Annotated in this window: 15 protein-coding genes and 1 pseudogene; 10 read left to right on the plus strand and 6 right to left on the minus strand. The window is 71.8% G+C overall.

Features of this window, described 5'->3' with window-relative positions; all coding sequences use genetic code 11:
- Positions 1 to 29: 29 nt before the first annotated feature.
- A complete protein-coding gene (locus OG496_RS39975) occupies positions 30 to 5,171 on the minus strand; it encodes an ATP-dependent helicase (RefSeq protein WP_405974313.1) in 5,142 nt (1,713 codons plus the stop codon).
- 175 nt (positions 5,172 to 5,346) lie between these two features.
- Between OG496_RS39975 and OG496_RS39980 the strand changes: the two genes are divergently transcribed.
- From OG496_RS39980 to OG496_RS39990, 3 genes are read left to right on the plus strand one after another with little or no spacing between them, the layout of a single operon-like run.
- Positions 5,347 to 6,240, plus strand: a complete 894-nt coding sequence (locus tag OG496_RS39980) for an AraC family transcriptional regulator (RefSeq protein WP_405974314.1) — start codon at positions 5,347 to 5,349, stop codon at positions 6,238 to 6,240.
- The gene (locus tag OG496_RS39985) at positions 6,210 to 6,980 is read left to right on the plus strand and encodes an AzlC family ABC transporter permease (protein ID WP_405974315.1); all 771 of its coding nucleotides are present in this window, start codon (positions 6,210 to 6,212) and stop codon (positions 6,978 to 6,980) included. The genes OG496_RS39980 and OG496_RS39985 overlap by 31 nt, the downstream gene beginning before the upstream one ends.
- Positions 6,977 to 7,285: an AzlD domain-containing protein gene (locus OG496_RS39990; protein WP_405974316.1), complete on the plus strand. Its 309-nt coding sequence runs from the start codon at positions 6,977 to 6,979 to the stop codon at positions 7,283 to 7,285. Before OG496_RS39985 ends, OG496_RS39990 begins: the two co-directional genes overlap by 4 nt.
- Before the next feature lie 12 nt (positions 7,286 to 7,297).
- Here OG496_RS39990 and OG496_RS39995 read toward each other — a convergent pair whose 3' ends face one another.
- Complete coding sequence (locus tag OG496_RS39995; RefSeq protein WP_405974317.1) at positions 7,298 to 8,242, minus strand: hypothetical protein; 945 nt, start codon at positions 8,240 to 8,242, stop codon at positions 7,298 to 7,300.
- Between the two features lie 80 nt (positions 8,243 to 8,322).
- On the opposite strand from OG496_RS39995, the gene OG496_RS40000 reads away from it, so the two are divergent.
- Positions 8,323 to 8,517 carry a DUF3046 domain-containing protein gene (locus OG496_RS40000; RefSeq protein ID WP_200687933.1) on the plus strand — a complete coding sequence of 65 codons (195 nt, stop codon included), beginning with the start codon at positions 8,323 to 8,325 and terminating at the stop codon, positions 8,515 to 8,517.
- Between the two features lie 81 nt (positions 8,518 to 8,598).
- Positions 8,599 to 10,008 (plus strand): AI-2E family transporter, encoded by a 1,410-nt coding sequence (locus OG496_RS40005; RefSeq protein WP_405974318.1) that lies wholly within the window; start codon positions 8,599 to 8,601, stop codon positions 10,006 to 10,008.
- Between the two features lie 34 nt (positions 10,009 to 10,042).
- On the opposite strand, the gene OG496_RS40010 is transcribed toward OG496_RS40005, so the two are convergent.
- Positions 10,043 to 10,801: a hypothetical protein gene (locus OG496_RS40010; protein WP_405974319.1), complete on the minus strand. Its 759-nt coding sequence runs from the start codon at positions 10,799 to 10,801 to the stop codon at positions 10,043 to 10,045.
- Positions 10,802 to 10,980: 179 nt separating this feature from the next.
- Here OG496_RS40010 and OG496_RS40015 point away from each other — a divergent pair, with 179 nt between their 5' ends.
- The 5 genes and pseudogenes from OG496_RS40015 (at position 10,981) to OG496_RS40035 (ending at position 16,267) form a co-directional block, all read left to right on the plus strand.
- Complete coding sequence (locus OG496_RS40015; RefSeq protein ID WP_405974320.1) at positions 10,981 to 11,592, plus strand: dihydrofolate reductase family protein; 612 nt, start codon at positions 10,981 to 10,983, stop codon at positions 11,590 to 11,592.
- Between the two features lie 617 nt (positions 11,593 to 12,209).
- Entirely contained in the window at positions 12,210 to 13,343 is a 1,134-nt protein-coding gene (gene recA, locus OG496_RS40020; RefSeq protein WP_405863945.1) for a recombinase RecA, read from the plus strand.
- Positions 13,344 to 13,346: 3 nt separating this feature from the next.
- A complete protein-coding gene (recX, locus tag OG496_RS40025; RefSeq protein ID WP_405974321.1) occupies positions 13,347 to 14,315 on the plus strand; it encodes a recombination regulator RecX in 969 nt (322 codons plus the stop codon).
- A 260-nt stretch (positions 14,316 to 14,575) separates the two neighbouring features.
- A pseudogene (locus OG496_RS40030) lies at positions 14,576 to 14,935 on the plus strand (FtsX-like permease family protein); the annotation flags it as partial.
- Positions 14,936 to 15,298: 363 nt separating this feature from the next.
- The gene (locus tag OG496_RS40035; RefSeq protein ID WP_405974322.1) at positions 15,299 to 16,267 is read left to right on the plus strand and encodes a sugar ABC transporter substrate-binding protein; all 969 of its coding nucleotides are present in this window, start codon (positions 15,299 to 15,301) and stop codon (positions 16,265 to 16,267) included.
- A gap of 54 nt (positions 16,268 to 16,321) precedes the next feature.
- On the opposite strand, the gene OG496_RS40040 is transcribed toward OG496_RS40035, so the two are convergent.
- The 3 genes from OG496_RS40040 to OG496_RS40050 form a co-directional block, all read right to left on the minus strand.
- Positions 16,322 to 16,723, minus strand: coding sequence for a rhodanese-like domain-containing protein (locus OG496_RS40040; RefSeq protein ID WP_405974323.1), 402 nt, complete (start codon positions 16,721 to 16,723; stop codon positions 16,322 to 16,324).
- Positions 16,720 to 17,259, minus strand: coding sequence for a cysteine dioxygenase (locus OG496_RS40045; RefSeq protein ID WP_405974324.1), 540 nt, complete (start codon positions 17,257 to 17,259; stop codon positions 16,720 to 16,722). Before OG496_RS40045 ends, OG496_RS40040 begins: the two co-directional genes overlap by 4 nt.
- 238 nt (positions 17,260 to 17,497) lie before the next feature.
- Positions 17,498 to 19,093, minus strand: a complete 1,596-nt coding sequence (locus tag OG496_RS40050; protein WP_399396884.1) for an FAD-dependent monooxygenase — start codon at positions 19,091 to 19,093, stop codon at positions 17,498 to 17,500.
- Between the last annotated feature and the right edge of the window lie 66 nt (positions 19,094 to 19,159).

Here is a 19,159-nt window from a genome sequence, read left to right on the forward strand (position 1 = left end):
GCCGGATCCCGGAAGGGCGTTGAGCTGGTTCATGCGCGGAGGCGCAGGCCGCGTGGTGTCGCGATGAAGCCTGCTCCTTCCAGGAGGGTGCCGATGGGGGAGGTCAGGGCCGAGGCGCCGTTGACGCGTTCCACCGTGACCGTGCCGAGGGAACCGGCTCGGGCCGCTGCCGCGAGGGCCTCGGCGGCAGCCTGGAGGCGTGGGTCTTCGGTGGCCGTGGTGTCCGGTGCGGAGGGCCAGGCGAGCAGGGTCTTGCCGCCGCGCTCCATGTAGAGCGTCAACTCACCTTCGACCAGCACTACGAGAGAGCCCGCCTTACGCCCCGGCTTGTGCCCGGCACCGGTCGGCGGCTCGGGCCAGGGGAGGGCGGCGCCGTACGCGTTCGCGGGGTCGGCGGCGGCCAGGACCACGGCTCGGGTGGCGAGGGAGGGGCGGCGGGGGTGGTGGTTGGCGTAGGGGGAGCTGGTGTTGCCCTGGGGTGTTGGGGCGGGGAAGTCGCGGGGGGAGATGTAGTCGCCGGGGGATGGGGGGTGGGAGGCGGGGGTGTGGTGGTGGCGGGAGGTGGGGGCGCCCGGGTTCGGGAGGTGGTCGTCGGGTGTGGCCAGGCTGTCGAGGTCGTCGAAGTCGGTGAACGGGCCGAAGGCGTCGGCGAAGTCGTGGACTCCGGAGGCGTCGTTTACGCCCGGGGTGCCGGATGTTCCGGGGGAGTGGGATGTGTCGTGTCGGCCGTGGTCGGTGGGGGAGGCGTACGGGGCTTGCCGGTTGTGGGTGTCCGGCGAGGTGTCGGGCCCCTGTTGGGCCCGGTCGTAGGAGGTGCTCGGGGTTCCGAACGGGGCGGCGGAATCGTTGCCGCGGGCGGCCGTCGGCGAGTTGGAGTCGGCGAGGGCGCCGAAGCCGTAGGGGTCGTTGGCCGTGGGGTCCGGAGTGGGCAGGTCGTCGCCCCGGTCGCGGGCGTTGGCGACCGCGCGGAGGCGGTCCACCGCGCCGTCCATCGCGAACTGGGCCGCGCCGAGGCCCTCCACGACGTAGCCGCGCCGTGCCTGACCGTTGTCCTCGAAGGCGGACAGGACGCGGTACGTCGCCGAGAAGCCGCCCTCGACGCCCTCCGCGGCGACCGCTCCCCGGGTGACCACGCCGTGCCGGTCGAGCAGGGTGCGGGCCAGGGCGTGGGCGCGCACGGTGGGGTCCGGTTCGTGGGCGGGGAGCAGGGACCAGCGGCCCGCGACGGTTGGCGGACCGGTGCGTGCGGCGGCGGTGAGTGAGCCGTAGCGCCCGCGCGGGACCGTGCGCTTGGCGCGGTGGGCCGTGGAACCTGCCGTACGCCCGGAGCCCAGCAGGGAGCGCATGGGGGCGAGCGTGTCGTTGGTGAGCCGTCCGGACCAGGCCAGGTCCCATACGGCGTCGGCGAGTTGGGGATCGGTGACGTCGGGGTGGGTGGTCGCGCGGATCTGGTCGGTGATCTGGCGGAAGAAGAGGCCGTAGCCGCCGGAGAGGGTGTCCAGGACCGACTGGTGCAGTGCCGTGAGCTCCAGGGGGTGTGGCGGCGGGAGGAGCAGGGGGGCCGCGTCCGCCAGGTACAGGGAGACCCAGCCGTCCTTGCCGGGGAGGGAGCCCGCGCCGGCCCACACCAGCTCGCCGGCGGAGGTGAGTTCGTCGAGCATCGCGGGCGCGTAGTTCGCCACGCGGGACGGCAGGACGAGCTTCTCCAGGGCGGACGCGGGCACGGAGGCGCCCTGCAACTGCTCGACGGCGCGCACCAGTCCGTCGATGCCGCGCAGCCCGTGCCCCTTGCCGATGTGCTGCCACTGGGGGAGGAACTGCGCCAGCGCGGCCGGCGGCACCGGCTCCAACTCGTGCCGCAGCGCGGCCAGGGAGCGGCGGCGCAGGCGGCGCAGCACCGTCGCGTCGCACCACTCCTGGCCGATGCCGGCCGGGTGGAACTCCCCTTGTACGACACGACCGTTCGCCGCGAGCCGCTGCAACGCGCCGTCGGTGACCGCCACGCCCAGGCCGAAGCGAGCCGCCGCTGTGGCCGACGTGAACGGGCCGTGGGTGCGGGCGTGCCGTGCCAGGAGGTCGCCGAGCGGGTCCTTCACCGGCTCGGTGAACGCCTCCGGGACGCCGACCGGCAGTGCGGTGCCGAGGGCGTCGCGCAGGCGGCCCGCGTCCTCGATCACCGACCAGTGGTCGGCACCGGCGATACGGACCCGGATCGCGCGGCGGGCCGAGGCCAGCTCCTGGGCCCACTGCGGCGCGGCGCCCCGCTCGGCCAACTCGGCGTCGGTGAGCGGGCCGAGCATCCGCAGCAGGTCGGCGACGCCCTCGACGTCCTTGATACGGCGGTCCTCGGTGAGCCACTGGAGCTCCCGCTCCAGCTCGGTCAGCACCTCCGCGTCGAGGAGTTCGCGCAACTCCGCCTGGCCGAGCAGCTCGGCCAGCAGGTGGGAGTCCAGGGACAGAGCGGCGGCGCGGCGCTCGGCGAGCGGTGAGTCTCCCTCGTACAGGAACTGGGCGACGTACCCGAAGAGGAGGGAGCGGGCGAAGGGGGACGGCTCGGGGGTGGTGACCTCGACGAGGCGCACCTTGCGGGACTCCAGGTCGCCCATCAGCTCGGTGAGGCCCGGGACGTCGAAGACGTCCTGGAGGCATTCGCGGACCGCCTCCAGGACGATCGGGAAAGAGCCGAACTCGCTGGCCACCTGGAGTAGTTGGGCGGCCCGCTGGCGCTGCTGCCACAGCGGGGTGCGCTTGCCGGGGTTGCGGCGCGGCAGCAGCAGCGCGCGGGCGGCGCACTCGCGGAAGCGGGCCGCGAACAGGGCCGAGCCGCCGACCTGGTCGGTGACGATCTGATTGACCTCGCCCTTGTCGAAGGCGACGTCCGCCGCGCCTACGGGGGCCTGGTCGGCGTCGTACTCCGTGCCGGCCTTCATGGGTTCCTGGTCGAGCAGGTCAAGGCCCATCAGGTCGGCGTCGGGCAGCCGCAGGACGATGCCGTCGTCGGCGTGCATCACCTGGGCGTCCATGCCGTAGCGCTCGGAGAGGCGGGCGCCGAGGGCGAGCGCCCAGGGGGCGTGGACCTGGGCGCCGAAAGGGGAGTGGATGACGACGCGCCAGTCGCCGAGCTCGTCCCGGAAGCGCTCCACGACGATCGTGCGGTCGTCCGGGATGTGGCCGCAGGCCTCGCGCTGCTCGGCCAGGTACGACAGGACGTTCTCCGCGGCCCAGGCGTCGAGGCCCGCGGCGAGGAGGCGCAGGCGGGCGTCCTCCTTGGGCTGTGAGCCGACCTCGCGGAGGAACGCGCCCACCGCGCGGCCCAGTTCGAGCGGGCGGCCCAGCTGGTCGCCCTTCCAGAAGGGGAGGCGGCCGGGGACGCCTGGCGCGGGGGAGACCAGGACGCGGTCGCGGGTGATGTCCTCGATCCGCCAGGAACTGGTGCCGAGCGTGAAGACGTCGCCCACGCGGGACTCGTAGACCATCTCCTCGTCCAGCTCGCCGACTCGGCCCCCGCCCTTCTTGGGGTCGGCGCCGGCCAGGAAGACCCCGAAGAGACCTCGGTCGGGGATCGTGCCCCCGGAGGTGACAGCGAGGCGCTGTGCCCCGGGGCGGCCGGTGATCGTGCCGGCGATGCGGTCCCACACCACGCGCGGACGCAATTCGGCGAACGCGTCGGACGGATAGCGGCCCGCGAGCATGTCGAGCACGGCCGTGAACGCCGACTCCGGGAGTGACGCGAAGGGGGCGGCGCGGCGGACCGTGGCGAGCAGGTCATCGACCTGCCAGGTGTCCAGCGCCGTCATCGCGACGAGCTGCTGGGCGAGGACGTCCAGGGGGTTGGCGGGAACCTTCAGAGACTCGATGGAGCCGGTGCGCATCCGCTCGGTGACCACGGCGGCCTGGACGAGGTCGCCCCGGTACTTCGGGAAGACCACACCCGTGGAGACCGCGCCGACCTGGTGTCCCGCGCGGCCCACGCGCTGGAGGCCGGAGGCCACGGAGGGCGGGGACTCCACCTGGATGACGAGATCGACGGCACCCATGTCGATGCCCAGCTCCAGACTGGACGTGGCCACCACGGCAGGCAGGCGGCCCGCCTTGAGGTCCTCCTCGACCTGGGCGCGCTGCTCCTTGGAGACCGAGCCGTGGTGGGCGCGTGCGATGACCGGGGGTGCGCCCTGGGCGGCGCCGGAGCCGCCCATCAGCTCGGCCGGCGCGTGGTGTTCGTCCAGGGGCTCGCCGGTCGCGCGCTCGTAGGCGATCTCGTTGAGCCGGTTGCACAACCGCTCCGCGAGGCGGCGGGAGTTGGCGAACACGATCGTTGAACGATGCGACTGGACGAGGTCGGTGATGCGCTCCTCGACATGCGGCCAGATCGAGGGCTTCTCCGCGCCCTCCTTGCCGTCGGCCACCGACGAGCCGCCCAACTCGCCCAGATCCTCGACCGGGACGACCACTGAGAGGTCGAACTCCTTGCCGGACTTCGGCTGGACGATCTCCACCTTGCGGCGCGGGGAGAGATAGCGGGCCACCTCGTCGACCGGGCGCACGGTCGCCGAGAGGCCGATGCGGCGGGCGGGCTTCGGCAGCAGCTCGTCCAGCCGCTCCAGGGACAGCGCGAGATGCGCGCCCCGCTTGGTGCCCGCGACCGCGTGCACCTCGTCCAGGATCACCGTCTCGATGCCCGTCAGCGCGTCGCGCGTGGCCGACGTCAGCATCAGGAACAGGGACTCCGGGGTGGTGATCAGGATGTCCGGCGGGCGCGTGGACAGTGCGCGGCGCTCGGCGGGCGGGGTGTCGCCCGAGCGGATGCCGACCTTGACCTCGGGCTCGGGCAGGCCCAGGCGGACGGATTCCTGGCGGATGCCGGTGAGCGGGCTGCGGAGGTTGCGCTCCACGTCGACCGCGAGGGCCTTCAGCGGAGACACGTACAGGACGCGGCAGCGCTTCTTCGGGTCGGCCGGCGGGGGCGTCGCGGCGAGCTGGTCCAAGGCGGCGAGGAAGGCGGCCAGGGTCTTGCCGGAACCGGTCGGGGCGACCACCAGCACGTCCGAGCCCTCACCGATGGCCTGCCACGCGCCCGCCTGGGCCGCGGTGGGCGCTGAGAAGGCCCCCGTGAACCAGCCGCGGGTCGCGGGGGAGAAGCCGTCGAGGGCTCGATGTGCGGAGCTGACCATGCGTCCATCCTGCACCCGACCACTGACAATGCGTCTGACCTGCGGGGATTCCGCGACGGCGGCTCGCGGAATCGTTTCTGTCTTCACCGACTGCCGGGGCCAGGATCGTTTCGGCGGCTTCCCGTCGCCGTGGGCGGGGCCGCTTCGTTCCGTCGCCGTGGCGGAGAATGGCCGTATGGCAGGTTCGGGCGAGCTGGCGAGACATTGGCGGTACACGGAGCTGCCCGGCGTCGACCTGCTGCGGGCCCGGTACATCCGCAAGACGTTCGTGCGGCACACGCACGAGAACTTCGTCATCGCCGCCATCGCGGACGGCGTCGAGGTGTTCCACCACGGTGGGGGCGACGTGTCCGCCGGGGCGGGGGCGCTCGCGCTGGTCAATCCGGACACTCCGCACACCGGCCGGGCGGGTGTGCCCGAGGGCTGGCGGTACGGGGCGGTCTACCCGTCGCCCGAGGTGGTGGCCGCGATAGCCGCCGAGACCACCTCGATCCGCGGCACTCCCGGTTTCATCAGTCCTGTGCTCGACGACCCCTGCACCGTCGGGCTCGTCCATCAGATCCTGCGCGCGGCCGACGAGGGCAACGCGCTCGCCGCCGACACCCTGCTGCGGGTCGCGGTCACCAGACTGCTCCGGCTGAACGGCGGACCGCTGCCGCAGCGCGTCGTGCCCACAGCCGGCGCTCGTGTCGCCGCACGCGCGCGTGCCGTGCTGGAGGAGCGGATGGTGGAACCGCCCACCCTGGAGCGGCTCGCCGGTGATCTGGGGACCAGTCCCTTCGCGCTGCTGCGCGCGTTCCGGGGTGCCTACGGGATGCCGCCCCACGCTTGGCTGACCGACGCCCGGGTGCGGGAGGCACGCCGGCTCCTGGACGCGGGCACGGCGCCCGCCGAGGCCGCCGTCGCCGTCGGGTTCACGGACCAGCCGCACCTCAACCGGCACTTCGCCCGGATCGTGGGCGTGCCCCCGGGTGCCTACCAGCGGGAGCGCAAGAACGTACAAGACGCTGGACACCGGCTGCTCGTACCGTCCGGCACGTGGCAGAACAGATCGCTTCAGAAGACATAGGCATCCAGGAGGAAGGAAAGCCGGACTCCGCCGTCGTACGGGACGCCCTGGGAGTCGGGGTCGCCGTAGGGCTGTCCGGGTTCGCCTTCGGGGTGACCTCGGCCGGTGGCGGGCTCACCCTGCTGCAGACCTGCGCCCTCAGCCTCCTGGTGTTCACCGGCGCCTCCCAGTTCGCGCTCGTGGGAGCGCTCGCGGCCGGCGGCAATCCGCTCACCGCCGCGGCGGGAGCCTTTTTCCTGGGCGTGCGCAACACCTTCTACGGTCTGCGGCTCTCGCAGTTGCTGGCCCTCCCGCGCGCGGTGCGGCCGTTCGCCGCCCAGTGGATCATCGACGAGACGACGGCCGTCACCCTCGCGCAGCCCACACGGCGTGCCGCACGGATCGGGTTCACCGTCACCGGGCTCACCCTGTACCTGCTGTGGAACCTCACCACGCTGCTCGGCGCGCTGGGCGCCAAGGCCATCGGGGACACGGACGCCTGGGGTCTCGACGCGGCCGGGCCCGCCGTCTTCCTGGCGCTGCTCGCGCCCATGCTCACGACCACCACCGAGCGTGCCGTCGCCGCACTCGCGGTCCTGTTGGGACTGGGGCTGCTGCCCGTGCTGCCGGCCGGTGTGCCGGTCCTGGCGGCGGCTCTCGCGGCACCGATCGCCCTCTACGTAGAGGGTCGTCGGCAGGGCGGGGCGCGTAACGACGCACCAGAAGAAGGCAGTTGCGACGCACAGGAGGAAGACCGTTGACCGTCTGGATCGCGATCGCGGCGACCGCCCTCGGCTGCTACGTCGTCAAGCTCGCCGGACTACTTGTGCCCGCGGGCGCCCTTGAACGGCCGCTGGTGAGGCGGCTCGCCGCTCTGCTGCCGGTCGCCCTGCTCGCCGCGCTCACGGCCCAGCAGACCTTCGCCGACGGGCACGCGCTCGTGCTCGACGCCCGGGCCGCGGGGCTCGCGGCGGCCGCCGTGGCGCTGGTGCTGCGGGCACCGTTCCTGCTCGTCGTCGCGGCGGCCGTGCTGGTGACGGCGGGCGTGCGGGCCGTCGGCGGCTGAGGCGACCCGGGGTCAGCCCACGGCGCGGCCGTACGCCTTCAGGGTGCGCAGTGCCTGGATCGTCACCATGGGGCGTGCCTCCAGGGCGATGCCCGGCGCCCACTGGCGCCAGCGGATCGGCCAGCCGCCGTCCTCCCGCTGATCGCCCGCCAGGTGGTCCAGGGAGCGGGCCATCTCGTCGTCCGTGAACCACGCGCGCGCGAGGGAACTCGGCGTTTTCGCGTAGTCGTACGGGAAGTGGTGTTCGCCGGGCGCGTACCCGGGGGCGACCGGGTAGGCCTCCAGGTGCTCCGGGTCCAGGGCGGCCAGCCGGTGCTCGCGGACCAGGCGGCCGAGGCGGTCGGCGGCGGCCTCCGCGCGCGGGCGGTCGGGTGCCGAGTCCAGGAAGGCCACGGCGGCCTCGATCTCGTAGGGGTGCGACTTCTCCAGGGAGTCCACGGCCTGCCAGCAGAAGTCGGTGGCCCGGAACAGCCAGGCGTGCCAGACCTCGTTGCGGTGCAGCAGGCCCACCACCGGCCCGGTGGCGAGGAGTTCGCTGGGCGGGTCGTCCACGATCGGCACGAAGGGAGCCGTCGGATAGCCGCGCTGGCCGGGAAGGATCGCCGGCAGGGCGCCGTCGGCCGTGGAGACCGAGGTCAGATAGCGGCACACGCGTTCCACCCGCTGCCCGCCGCAGCGCCCGACCGCGTCCAGGACGCGCAGCGCGTGACCGGTGTGCAGCGGCTGGCTCACCGGGCCGCGCAGATCGGGTTCCAGCGCGTGCCCGTACCCGCCGTCCTCGTTGCGGTAGGCGTCCAGCGCGGTCTCCACCGGATCGGGTTCGCCGTTGAGGAAGTGGTACGCGAAGAGGCGCTGTTCCAGCACGCGCGCGGTGAGCCAGACGAAGTGCTCGGCGCGGAAGAGCGGGGAGTGCGCCGGGGGCGTCGGGGGGAGTGGGGAAGCTCCTGTTTCGGCCATGCGTCAGACCGTAGGACGGAAAGCGGTCTCCGCAAGGGGTCCCGACCTGGTCCCACTCTCAGGGGCGGGATACTGGTGTCATGCGGTTGACGGTCTTCTGGCAGCGGATGACGGAGCACTTCGGCGCGGGATATGCCGAGAGCTTCGCGCGCGATCACGTGATGACGGAACTCGGCGGGCGGACGGTGCACGAGGCGCTGGACGCGGGCTGGGAGGCCAAGGACGTGTGGCGCGTGGTCTGCGACGTCATGAACGTTCCGTCGCAAAGTCGCTGATCTTCCGCGGGAAAGTCGCTGATCGGTCACGAAGATCGACGGCGGTGACCGGTTGTCAGTGGCGTAGGCGAGACTTGCACCGTGGCAGTCACTGACGAGACCGGGCACGACGCCCAGCAGGCATCCCCGATCGGTACGCCGCCGACCCGGCCCCCGGCCGACGGCGCCGCGCCGGGCCCGGGCAGCATGCCGCGCTGGCTGCCCCGCGCCATGGTGCTGGCGCTCGCCCTCGTCGCCGTGTTCCAGCTGGGCAGTTGGGCCTTCCACCAGCTCATCGGGCTGCTGATCAACATCCTCATCGCGTTCTTCCTGGCCCTCGCCATCGAGCCCGCGGTGAGCCGGCTGGCCGCCTACGGCATGCGCCGGGGGCTGGCCACCTTCCTGGTGTTCCTCGGCCTGCTGATCGTGAGCGCCGGGTTCATCACTCTCCTCGGGTCGATGCTCGCCGGCCAGATCATCAAGATGATCGAGGACTTCCCGGACTACCTCGACTCCGTCATCAACTGGGTCAACGGGCACTTCCACACCGACCTCAGGCGGGTCGACATCCAGGAGGGGCTGCTCCACTCCGACTGGCTGCGCAAGTACGTGCAGAACAGCGCGACCGGCGTGCTGGACGTGTCCACCCAGGTGCTCGGGGGCCTCTTCCAGCTGCTGACGATCGGTCTGTTCTCCTTCTACTTCGCCGCCGACGGGCCACGACTGCGGCGCGCGCTGTGCTCCGTACTGCCGCCCGCCCGGCAGGCCGAGGTGCTGCGCGCGTGGGAGATCGCCGTCGACAAGACGGGCGGCTACATATACTCACGCGGCCTGATGGCGCTGGTCTCCGGAGTGGCGCACTACATCCTGCTGCAGGCGCTGGGCATCCCGTACGCGCCCGTGCTCGCCGTCTGGGTGGGCCTGGTCTCCCAGTTCATCCCGACCATCGGCACGTATCTCGCGGGCGCCCTGCCCATGCTGATCGCCTTTACGGTGAACCCCTGGTACGCGCTGTGGGTGCTGATCTTCGTCGTGGTCTACCAGCAGTTCGAGAACTACATGCTCCAGCCCAAGCTGACCGCGAAGACCGTCGACATCCACCCCGCGGTCGCCTTCGGCTCGGTTATCGCCGGCACCGCGCTCCTGGGTGCCGTCGGCGCGCTGATCTCCATCCCGGCGGTCGCCACGCTCCAGGCGTTCCTCGGGGCGTATGTGAAGCGGTACGCCGTCACCGACGACCCCCGGGTCCAGGGACACCGGACCACTCGTGGCTCCGGCGGTCCCGGCCTGGTGACGCGCGCGCGAGGCCTGTGGGAACGGCGACCGGGCGCGGCGGAGCCGACGGCGACCGACTCCGCCGGTACCAGCGATCCCGCCTCTACGGCCAACTCCGCCGCTCCGGCCGACTCCGGAAGCGCCGACTCGCGGCCGACCGATCCGGAAGCGACCGGCTCCGACCCGACCGACTCCGAACCGAAGGACTCCGGAGAGGGCTCCTCCGGCTCCTCCTGAGGGATGATCCGGCGAGAACATCGGGGCGTCGCGGTCAGTACGTGAGCACCGCCCACACTCCGGCCACGGCCACGGCGACCACGTAGCAGCCGACCGCGACGGTCACGGTCCGCCGCCGTACCGCCTCGCTCCAGGACGTGCGGGACAGCAGCCAGGCCAGGGCGGGCAACACCAGGACGGCGTGCAGGCTCACCCCGTGCAGCGGCTTGAGCGGGGCCGTCGAGTGGTACGCCGCCTCCTGGTGGCCGGTTCGGGCGAGAACCACCCCGCGCGCGATCATCGCGGCGCCCGAGGCCAGCGCCACGAGCAGGATCGCGAACCCGGAACGCACCGCGAGCGCCATCCCCGTGGGCCCCGTCGGCCGGTGCCTGAACGACGCCACCGCGAACACGGTGAGCAGCACCACCAGGACACCGCCGCCCACCGCGAGCGTCATGGACACCGCCGTGTCGAAGGGCGTCTCCATGTCGAGGTGCGACGGCACCCGGCGCCACGCCTGGAGGGTGATGCCGCCGACCTCCACGACACAGTCGGCGGCGAACACGACGAGCAGCACGGTGCGCAGCCGGGCCCCGACACGCAGATACGACGTGACCCAGGTGACCGCGATCAGCGTCGCCCCGAAGGAGAGCCCGAACGTGACGGGCTTGCGCCAGGAGACGGGCCCGTACCAGGGGCCGCCGTCGACCGCGAACACCACGAGATGCACCAGGCCGGAGACGATCAGCAGGGCACCGATCACATGGCAGAGACGCTCGGCGGGACGTACGCGGGTCTTCAGGGTCCGAGTCATGGCCCGAGCCTCGCGGGAACGCGCCGCGCAGTCGTCGTACGGCCGAAGACACCAGCCGTACGACGGCGGAAGTAGTGCTCCCAGGGGCGTGGCGATGAGTTTCGGGGGCGCGCCGGGTCCAAGGGGGTGAGAGCCGCCCGGAATCCGCGGAACGATGGCCCCCGAAGGGAGGATCGATCATGTCCACCGCAAAGGCCCCGCAGAGCGTCGAGACCACGCCCGCCCCGCAGTTGGCGGACACCGAGCCACAGACCGCCGCGGGCAAGGTGCTGTGGCACTTCACGATGTCGTTGGACGGGTTCGTGGCGGGGCCGGACCACGCGATGGACTGGATGACGGGGTTCTCGTTCCGGGCCGGCCTCGTCGAGGAGTACGCCGCTACGACCGGTGCCGTACTGGGCGGCCGGGACGGCTTCGACGCCTTCCCCGATGCCGGCACCGTCTACGGCGGCGCGTGGCAGGGGCCGGTGTTCGTCCTCACGCATCACCCCGACGACGCGCCGCCCGCCCCCGGGGTGACCTTCCTGGACTGCGATGTGGCCGACGCCGTCCGTATCGGGCTGGCGGCCGCCGGGGGCAAGAACCTCGAAGTGCTCTCGCCCACGATCGGCCGACAACTCCTGGAGCGCGGACTGATCGACGAGATCGACCTGCACATCGTGCCGGTGCTGCTCGGCGACGGCATCCGGCTCTTCGACAACCCCGGTGGCGCCCCGGTCCGGCTCGGGCTGCTGAACGGTGATGACCACGCAGCCGCGGTGAACGTGCGCTGTCGGCCGGTCGGGACGTGATCGCCCGTGGCATCGGAGTTCGAGGGCGCGCCGGGAAGCCCGACGGTTCGACGGCCCGCGCGACACTCGTGGAGGTTCCTACTGGTAGCAGCCACCGCTGCACAGGATGGTGACGGTGCAGGTCTCGCCGGCCGGGGTGATCGCCGTGCTCTGTGTCGGCGCGGGCCTGTGCACGAGGCTGGTCTCTCACGGCATGGGAGCGGCCGACGCCGCCGGACTCATGATGCCGACGGTCGCCGTGATCAGCATGGCCGCGATCCCCGCGCGCTTCCGCATCTTCATCGAGTTCTCCCGTCCTCGGTTGCCGTTGGCTGCCGCCAGTCAACGAGCCCGACCCCCGGCACGGGAAGGATTTCCATGTCATTCGAAGCGTCGCCACGGCGTGCGGCGTCACGGGACATCGATGACACGAGTGCCGCGTGGTGCGCTTGACACGAAAATCGAACATCCATTCTCATGGAAGCTTCGGCGAGGCCATGACGGGCATTTCGACAGGCTTTTGATGGTGAAGTGTCCGAGTTATCCACAGGCTGGGCGGGCGTCGGGACGCATTGTCAGTGGCAGGCGTTAGCGTCTTTGACGTGAAGCGATCGACTCAAGCAAACCGGGTGGAACCCATGGCAGGAACCGACCGCGAGAAGGCGTTGGACGCCGCACTCGCACAGATTGAACGGCAATTCGGCAAGGGCGCGGTGATGCGCCTGGGCGAGCGGCCGAACGAGCCCATCGAGGTCATCCCCACCGGGTCGACCGCACTGGACGTCGCCCTTGGTGTCGGCGGCCTGCCGCGCGGCCGAGTGGTGGAGGTCTACGGCCCGGAGTCCTCCGGCAAGACGACCCTGACCCTGCACGCGGTGGCGAACGCCCAGCGGGCCGGCGGCCAGGTCGCGTTCGTGGACGCGGAGCACGCCCTCGACCCCGAGTACGCGAAGAAGCTCGGCGTCGACATCGACAACCTGATCCTGTCCCAGCCGGACAACGGCGAGCAGGCCCTGGAGATCGTGGACATGCTGGTCCGCTCCGGCGCCCTCGACCTCATCGTCATCGACTCCGTCGCGGCACTCGTCCCGCGCGCGGAGATCGAGGGCGAGATGGGCGACAGCCACGTCGGTCTGCAGGCCCGTCTGATGAGCCAGGCGCTCCGCAAGATCACAGGCGCGCTCCACCAGTCCGGGACCACCGCGATCTTCATCAACCAGCTCCGCGAGAAGATCGGCGTGATGTTCGGCTCCCCGGAGACCACGACCGGTGGCCGCGCGCTGAAGTTCTACGCCTCGGTGCGACTCGACATCCGTCGTATCGAGACCCTCAAGGACGGCACCGACGCGGTCGGCAACCGCACCCGGGTCAAGGTCGTCAAGAACAAGGTCGCGCCGCCCTTCAAGCAGGCCGAGTTCGACATCCTCTACGGCCACGGCATCAGCCGCGAGGGCGGCCTGATCGACATGGGCGTGGAGAACGGCTTCGTCCGCAAGGCCGGCGCCTGGTACACGTACGAGGGCGACCAGCTCGGCCAGGGCAAGGAGAACGCGCGCAACTTCCTCAAGGACAACCCCGACCTGGCCAACGAGATCGAGAAGAAGATCCTGGAGAAGCTGGGCGTGGGCGTCCGTCCGGAGAAGGACAAGCCCGCCGTCGAGCCGGTCACGGACGGGGCGGTCCCCACCGCCACGGACGACGCCGCCAAGGCGGTGCCCGCCCCGGCCGCGGCCAAGACCACCAAGGCCAAGGCCACGGCAGCCAAGAGCTGACCCGTGACACGACGAACGGACTGGGCCGAGTACGCGTATCCCGACGCCCCGCAGGGGCGCGGGAGAGGCGGTGACGGCCTGGCCTACGGTACGGACGGCACGTCCGAGGAGCCGTACGGCATGGACGGGCCGTACGGCGACGAGCCGGGCGGCGGTTTCGCGGGGGAGACCGGTCCGCCTTTCGGCGGCCCGGAGCCCGGCGATGGTTCGGCGGGCACTGGTCGGCTTTTCAGGAGCTCGGCGCCTGGCGGCAGTTCGCCCGGCGACGGGTCCGCCGATGACGACGCACCCGGCCGCGGCTCGCGCCGCAGCCGCGGAGCGCGTGGCGAGGGCGGCTCACGAGGGTCTACGGCGCGCGGTGACGGCGCACGCGGTAGACGTGGGCGCCGTGGCCGCGGCTTCGGAGAGTCCTCCGAGGTGGACGGGGCCGACTTCTCCTCGTCGAGGGCCGAGAAGAAGGAGGAGCCGCCGGCGGACCCGGCTGAGCGGGCGCGCGGCATCTGCCTGCGCCTGCTCACCGGGAACCCGCGCACCCGCAAGCAACTCGCGGACGCCCTGCGCAAGCGGGAGATCCCGGACGAGGTGGCGGACGAGGTGCTGTCGCGGTTCGAGGAGGTCGGACTGATCAACGACGGCGCGTTCGCGGACGCCTGGGTGGAGTCCCGGCACCACGGCCGAGGGCTGGCGCGCCGGGCGCTTGCCCAGGAGTTGCGCACCAAGGGCGTCGACTCGACGCTGATCGACGAGGCCGTCTCCCAACTCGACTCCGAGCAGGAGGAGACGACGGCCCGCGAACTGGTCGACCGCAAACTGCGGTCCACCCGGGGCCTCGACCGCGACAAGAGGCTGCGCCGCCTCGCGGGCATGCTGGCCCGCAAGGGCTACTCCCAGGGCATGGCTCTCAGAGTGGTCCGGCAAGCGCTGGAGGAAGAGGGCGAGGACACGGAGTTCCTCGGGGACGAGGGGTACTGATCCGGGATCGATCCGGTTCCGCATCGATCCGGTTCTGACCTCTTGGTGGTGCGAACGTCCTGAACACGGTGGACGCGCGGGGGCGCCGACCGCGTTCAGGCAAGCACCGGGCCTGCGCCCGAGGTGGGGCCAACCCCCGGCCGTAGATGCCGGATTGCCCCAGTGCACAGACACCTGTGCACAAACGACTGTGTACGCATGGCACGGGAACCCGGCACACCCGGCGCGGAGACGCCCGCCGAGCGGACCCCGGCGGCACTCTCGTTCTGGCGTTCACGGCTATCGCCGTGGTCAACACGCTCGCCATGTCGGTCGCGGAGCGTGTCCGGGAGTTCGCGCTGCTGCGCCTCGCCGGGGCGACCCGTCGTCAGGTGCTACGGATGCTGCGTACCGAGGCGCTGTCGGTGTTGCTGCTCGCCACGGGGCTCGGCAGCGGTATCGCCCTCGCCGTCCTGACCGCGTTCAGCGTCGGTATGACGGGTCGGGCGGCACCGTCGGTCACGCCCCTCGTGTACCTCACGGTGGTCGCGGTGGCCTGGACCCTCGCCCTCGTCGCCATGGCACTGCCGGGACGCGTGGCACTCCGCGTCCGTGCGGTCACGGTGGCGACCGCCAGGGAGCGAGCGCGGGAAGCCGCCGGATCCTCCGTCCTGAGAGTGAGCGCGGGAAACCGCCGGCCGTCCGACCCGGGAGTGAGTGAGGGAAAGCGTCAGCCGTCCGTCCCGAGCGCGGGCGAGGGGAACCCTCAGTCGTCCGTCCCAGTGGCCACGCGTCTCACCGGAGGGCACGTATTTCGCAGACTTAGCGTGCGTGACGCGGAGGGTGCGCATGTTTGCCGCGGGAGTAGCTTCTGCTGCCGAACCTCGGCCCTCCACGCTTGCCGACCCTCGGCCATCCCCGCCCGCTGAGCCGCAGCCAGGCCTGCCCGAGTGCCTCCGGTCGTTTCGCCGACCGGTCCTCGTACGCCCTGAAAGGCGGCCCCCTTGTCCTCGCCCCTGCCCGCTCACCACCGAAGAACCCTGGTGGTCCTCCTGGTCAGTACGTGTCTCTTACTGAGTGGCTGCGGACTGGAGTCCAGTGCCACGCCCGCCGACGACGGGCCCACCACCCTCGGGTTCGTCAACGGCGGCAGCACCGAGTTCCACACCTGTCTGCAGGAGTCGATCGAGAACACGGCCAGGAGCAACTTCGCGAAGCTCGTCACCGTCAACTCGCATCAGGACGCCGCGCGGGAGCTGGCCAACATCCAGGACATGATCGCGCGCCATGTCGACGCGATCATCCTGCAGACGGTCAACACCACCGCTCTCAAGAGCGACATCGCCAAGGCCAGGAGCGCGCACATCCCGATCTTCCTGACCTCGGTCAGCGCCGATCCGTCCGACATCCTCGGGGCCGTCGTCGTCGACCTGAAAGCGGTGGGCAAGCTGGACGCCGACTGGATCGAGGACGACGCCGCGGGGCGCGAGGTGCAGGTGGGTGTCGTCGCGGGCGCTCCCGGTGCCGCCTCCGACCTGCTTGTCGGCGGATTCACCAAAGGGCTGCCGGCGAACGCGAAAGTGGTCGCGAACCAGCCCGCCATGTTCGTCGCCGCCAAGGCGAAGACGGTCGCCGCGAGCATGATCAAAGCGCATCCCGATCTCGACTACGCCTTCGTCGCCAACGAGGAGATGTCGTTCGCCGCCCGCAGGGCCTTCGACGCGGCCGGCGGCAAGAAGGTCAAGATCGTGACGGTCAACGGAACCGACGAGGCACTCGCCGCCCTCAAGGACGGCCGTTTCGCCGCCACCGTCTCCAACTCGGCCAAGGACACCGGCGAACTGGCCGTCACCAACACCATCAGCCTTCTCCGTAAGGAGAAGGTGGAGAAGATCGCCACCACACCGGCCCGCCTGATCACCAGGACCAACGCGGACACCGCCCCGCTCTACTGCCCCTCCGACGGGTCGTGAGCGGGCCGGTGCGTCACGTCGTGGACCCGGTGTGTCAGGTCGTGGACAGACTGTCTACGACGTGACAGGCAGCCCCGCGGCCTTCCATGCCTGGAAGCCGCCGACGAGGTCCGTCGCGCCGTGCAGGCCCAGTTGGTGCAGGGACGTGGCTGCCAGGGTGGACGCGTAGCCCTCGTTGCAGATCACCACGACGCGCAGGTCGTGGTCGGTGGCTTCGGGAGCGCGGTGGCTGCCCCGGGGGTCGAGGCGCCACTCCAGTTCGTTGCGCTCGACGACCAGGGCGCCGGGGATGAAGCCGTCGCGGTCGCGCAGGGCCGCGTAGCGGATGTCGACCAGGAGGGCCTTGTCGTCGCGGGCCGCTTCGTACGCCGCCCGCGCCTCGATCCGCTCGTAGGTCCCGCGCGCCCGCTCCAGCAACTCGTCTATGCCGAGGGGCTGTTCGCGTGCGGCACTCACTGCCAGTCCTCCGGGCGCTCCACCTGCTCCAGGCGCAGCACCGGGCCCGTGCGGCTGTAGCGGCGGATCTGCGGCAGCGGCGGGTAGTAGGCGTGGACGGAGATCGCGTGCTCTTCGGAGGACTCGTTCAGCACCTCGTGGACGTGGTGCTGACCGAAGGCGCGGCCCTTACCGGTCGGCAGTCGCCGTTCGCGGTCGACGCCCTCCTCCAGTTCGAGGGTCTTCCAGCCGTTGCTCGGCAGCCGGGCGGCGAGCGAGTTCTCCTTGAGTTCGCCGGCGGCGGTGAGGAAGGCGCCGACCGACTCGGCGTGGTCGTGCCAGCCCGTCCCGCTGCCGGGCGGCCAGCCGATCAGCCAGGCCTCGCTGCCGCCGGGGCCTTCGAGCCGCACCCAGGTGCGGCCCTCGGGGTCGAGGGGGAGCGAGGCGATCAGCTCGGCGTCGCCGGCCGCACGCCGGACGAAGTCGAGCAGGTCCGCCTGCGTCGGGGCTTGCGAGGGCGCGGCGGGGGACACGGAGGCAGAAGGGGAGACAGACACGTGCACCGTCCTGATGAGTGTTCGCGAGGTGCGCGCAGACATCACGACAGTGGCGCGCGCGGGTGAGAGATGCGAATTCAGCAGGCGACGTGACACACACAGCCCACGTAGCGGACGAGGTCCAGGTGGACCTTCCGCCAGAGGTGGACAGAGGTGTCGGTCATGGTCCGGAGTACAGCACGGCGGTGCGGGCCGGTCAACTCAGCGTCACTATGTGGACAGTTCGGATACGGCGGCCTCAGCGTGAGCCGGCTGTGGCCTCCGTCCTCGTCGGGCCGCCCAGGGTCGCCTCGGCCGCCGCGTACAGGTCGGCCGGACGCACCCCGCTCAGCGCCGTGACCAGGTGCCCGTCGGGCCGTACGAGAAGGACGGTGTGGGCGGCGGCGCCCGGGTAGCTCTCGGCGACCAGCAGCTCGGCCGGGTGCGGGAGCGCCGTCACGGCGGCCGCGAGGCGAGGCATGATTCCGGCCGTCACCCAGTGCTTGCGCTCCCACACGCCCGTGCCCGGCGCGACCAGGACGACCAGCAGGGAGCCGCGTCCGAGACGGTCCCGCAGCCGTACGAAGGCGCCGTCCTCGGCGGTGACCAGGACGTCGGTGACGGGCGCGCCCGGCGGGGTGTCCACGGGGACCTCTGCCTCGATGTGCCGGGGCGCGAGCGGCGAGTCGGCGTACGCCCCCGGCGCACCGAGCGCGCCGTGCCCCAGGTGACCGTCCGTGAGCAGCACGTCATGGCCGCGGGCCGAGCCGGGCACGACCGCGCGCAGCCCGGCGCCGCCGCGCACCAGCGGCAGCGCCTGGTCGGCGGCGCGCAACCGGGCCGCCACGACCGCCCGACGCTCCGCCTGATAACTGTCGAGCAGCGGCTCGTGCGGCCCGTGATGCCAGGCGAGCGCCAGCTTCCAGGCGAGGTTGTCGGCGTCCCGCAGCCCCTCGTCCAGCCCCTGCGTCCCGAGCGCCCCCAGCAGATGCGCGGCGTCCCCGGCGAGGAACACCCGCCCCGCCCGCCACCGCCGCGCGAGCCGGTGGTGCACGGTGTGCACGCCGGTGTCGAGCAGTTCGTACGGCGGTGTCGGGCCCTCGGTCCAGCCCGCGAGCGTCTCCCGGATGCGGGCCAGCAGCAGCTCGGGGGTGACCAGGTCCTTGCCCGGCGGCAGCAGCCAGTCCAGGCGCCACACGCCGTCCGGGAGGGGGCGGCCGGTGACCTCCCCGGCCGAGGGTCCGGACGTCCGCCACGGCGGCACCCGATGCAACAACGCCTGGTCGGGCCACGGAAGTTCCGTGCGCAGCGCGGCCACGGCGTGTCGCTCCACCGCCGTACGGCCGGGGAAGCGGATGTCCAGGAGTTTGCGCACGGTCGAGCGCGGGCCGTCGCAGCCGACCAGGTAACTGCCGCGCCACCAGGTGCCCTTGGGGCCCCGGGTGTGGGCGGTGACGCCCGTAGGCTCCTGTTCGAGCGAGTCGAGGCGGTTGTCCACGGCGATCTTCACCAGCCGCTCGCCCGCGAGGGCCTGGCGCAGGGCGCCGGTGAGCACGTGCTGCGCGATGTGCAGCGGGGCGGGCTCGGCCTCGTCGAACGTGATCTCGCGCATCACCTGCTTGCGCCGCATCGACCGCCATCCGGCCCAGCGCGAGCCGAGCCCGGCGAGCGGCACGCCGGTCAGTCGCTCCAGGAGTGCCGCGGTGTCCTCCCGCAGGACGACGGTGCGCGCGGGGCGTGGTTCGTCCTTGCCCGGACCCTCGTCGAGGAGGACGGAAGGCACCTCCTGCCGCGCCAGGGCCAGGGCGAGCGTGAGCCCCACGGGCCCCGCCCCGACGATGATCACCGGGTCCACGGTGCGGCGCCCCCTGCCCGTGACGGTGTCCTCAGGGACGCATGTGAACAGGAAGTTGGAGCAGGG

The sequence above is a fragment of the Streptomyces sp. NBC_00988 genome (assembly GCF_045162645.1).
Classification (GTDB): Bacteria; Actinomycetota; Actinomycetes; order Streptomycetales; family Streptomycetaceae; genus Streptomyces.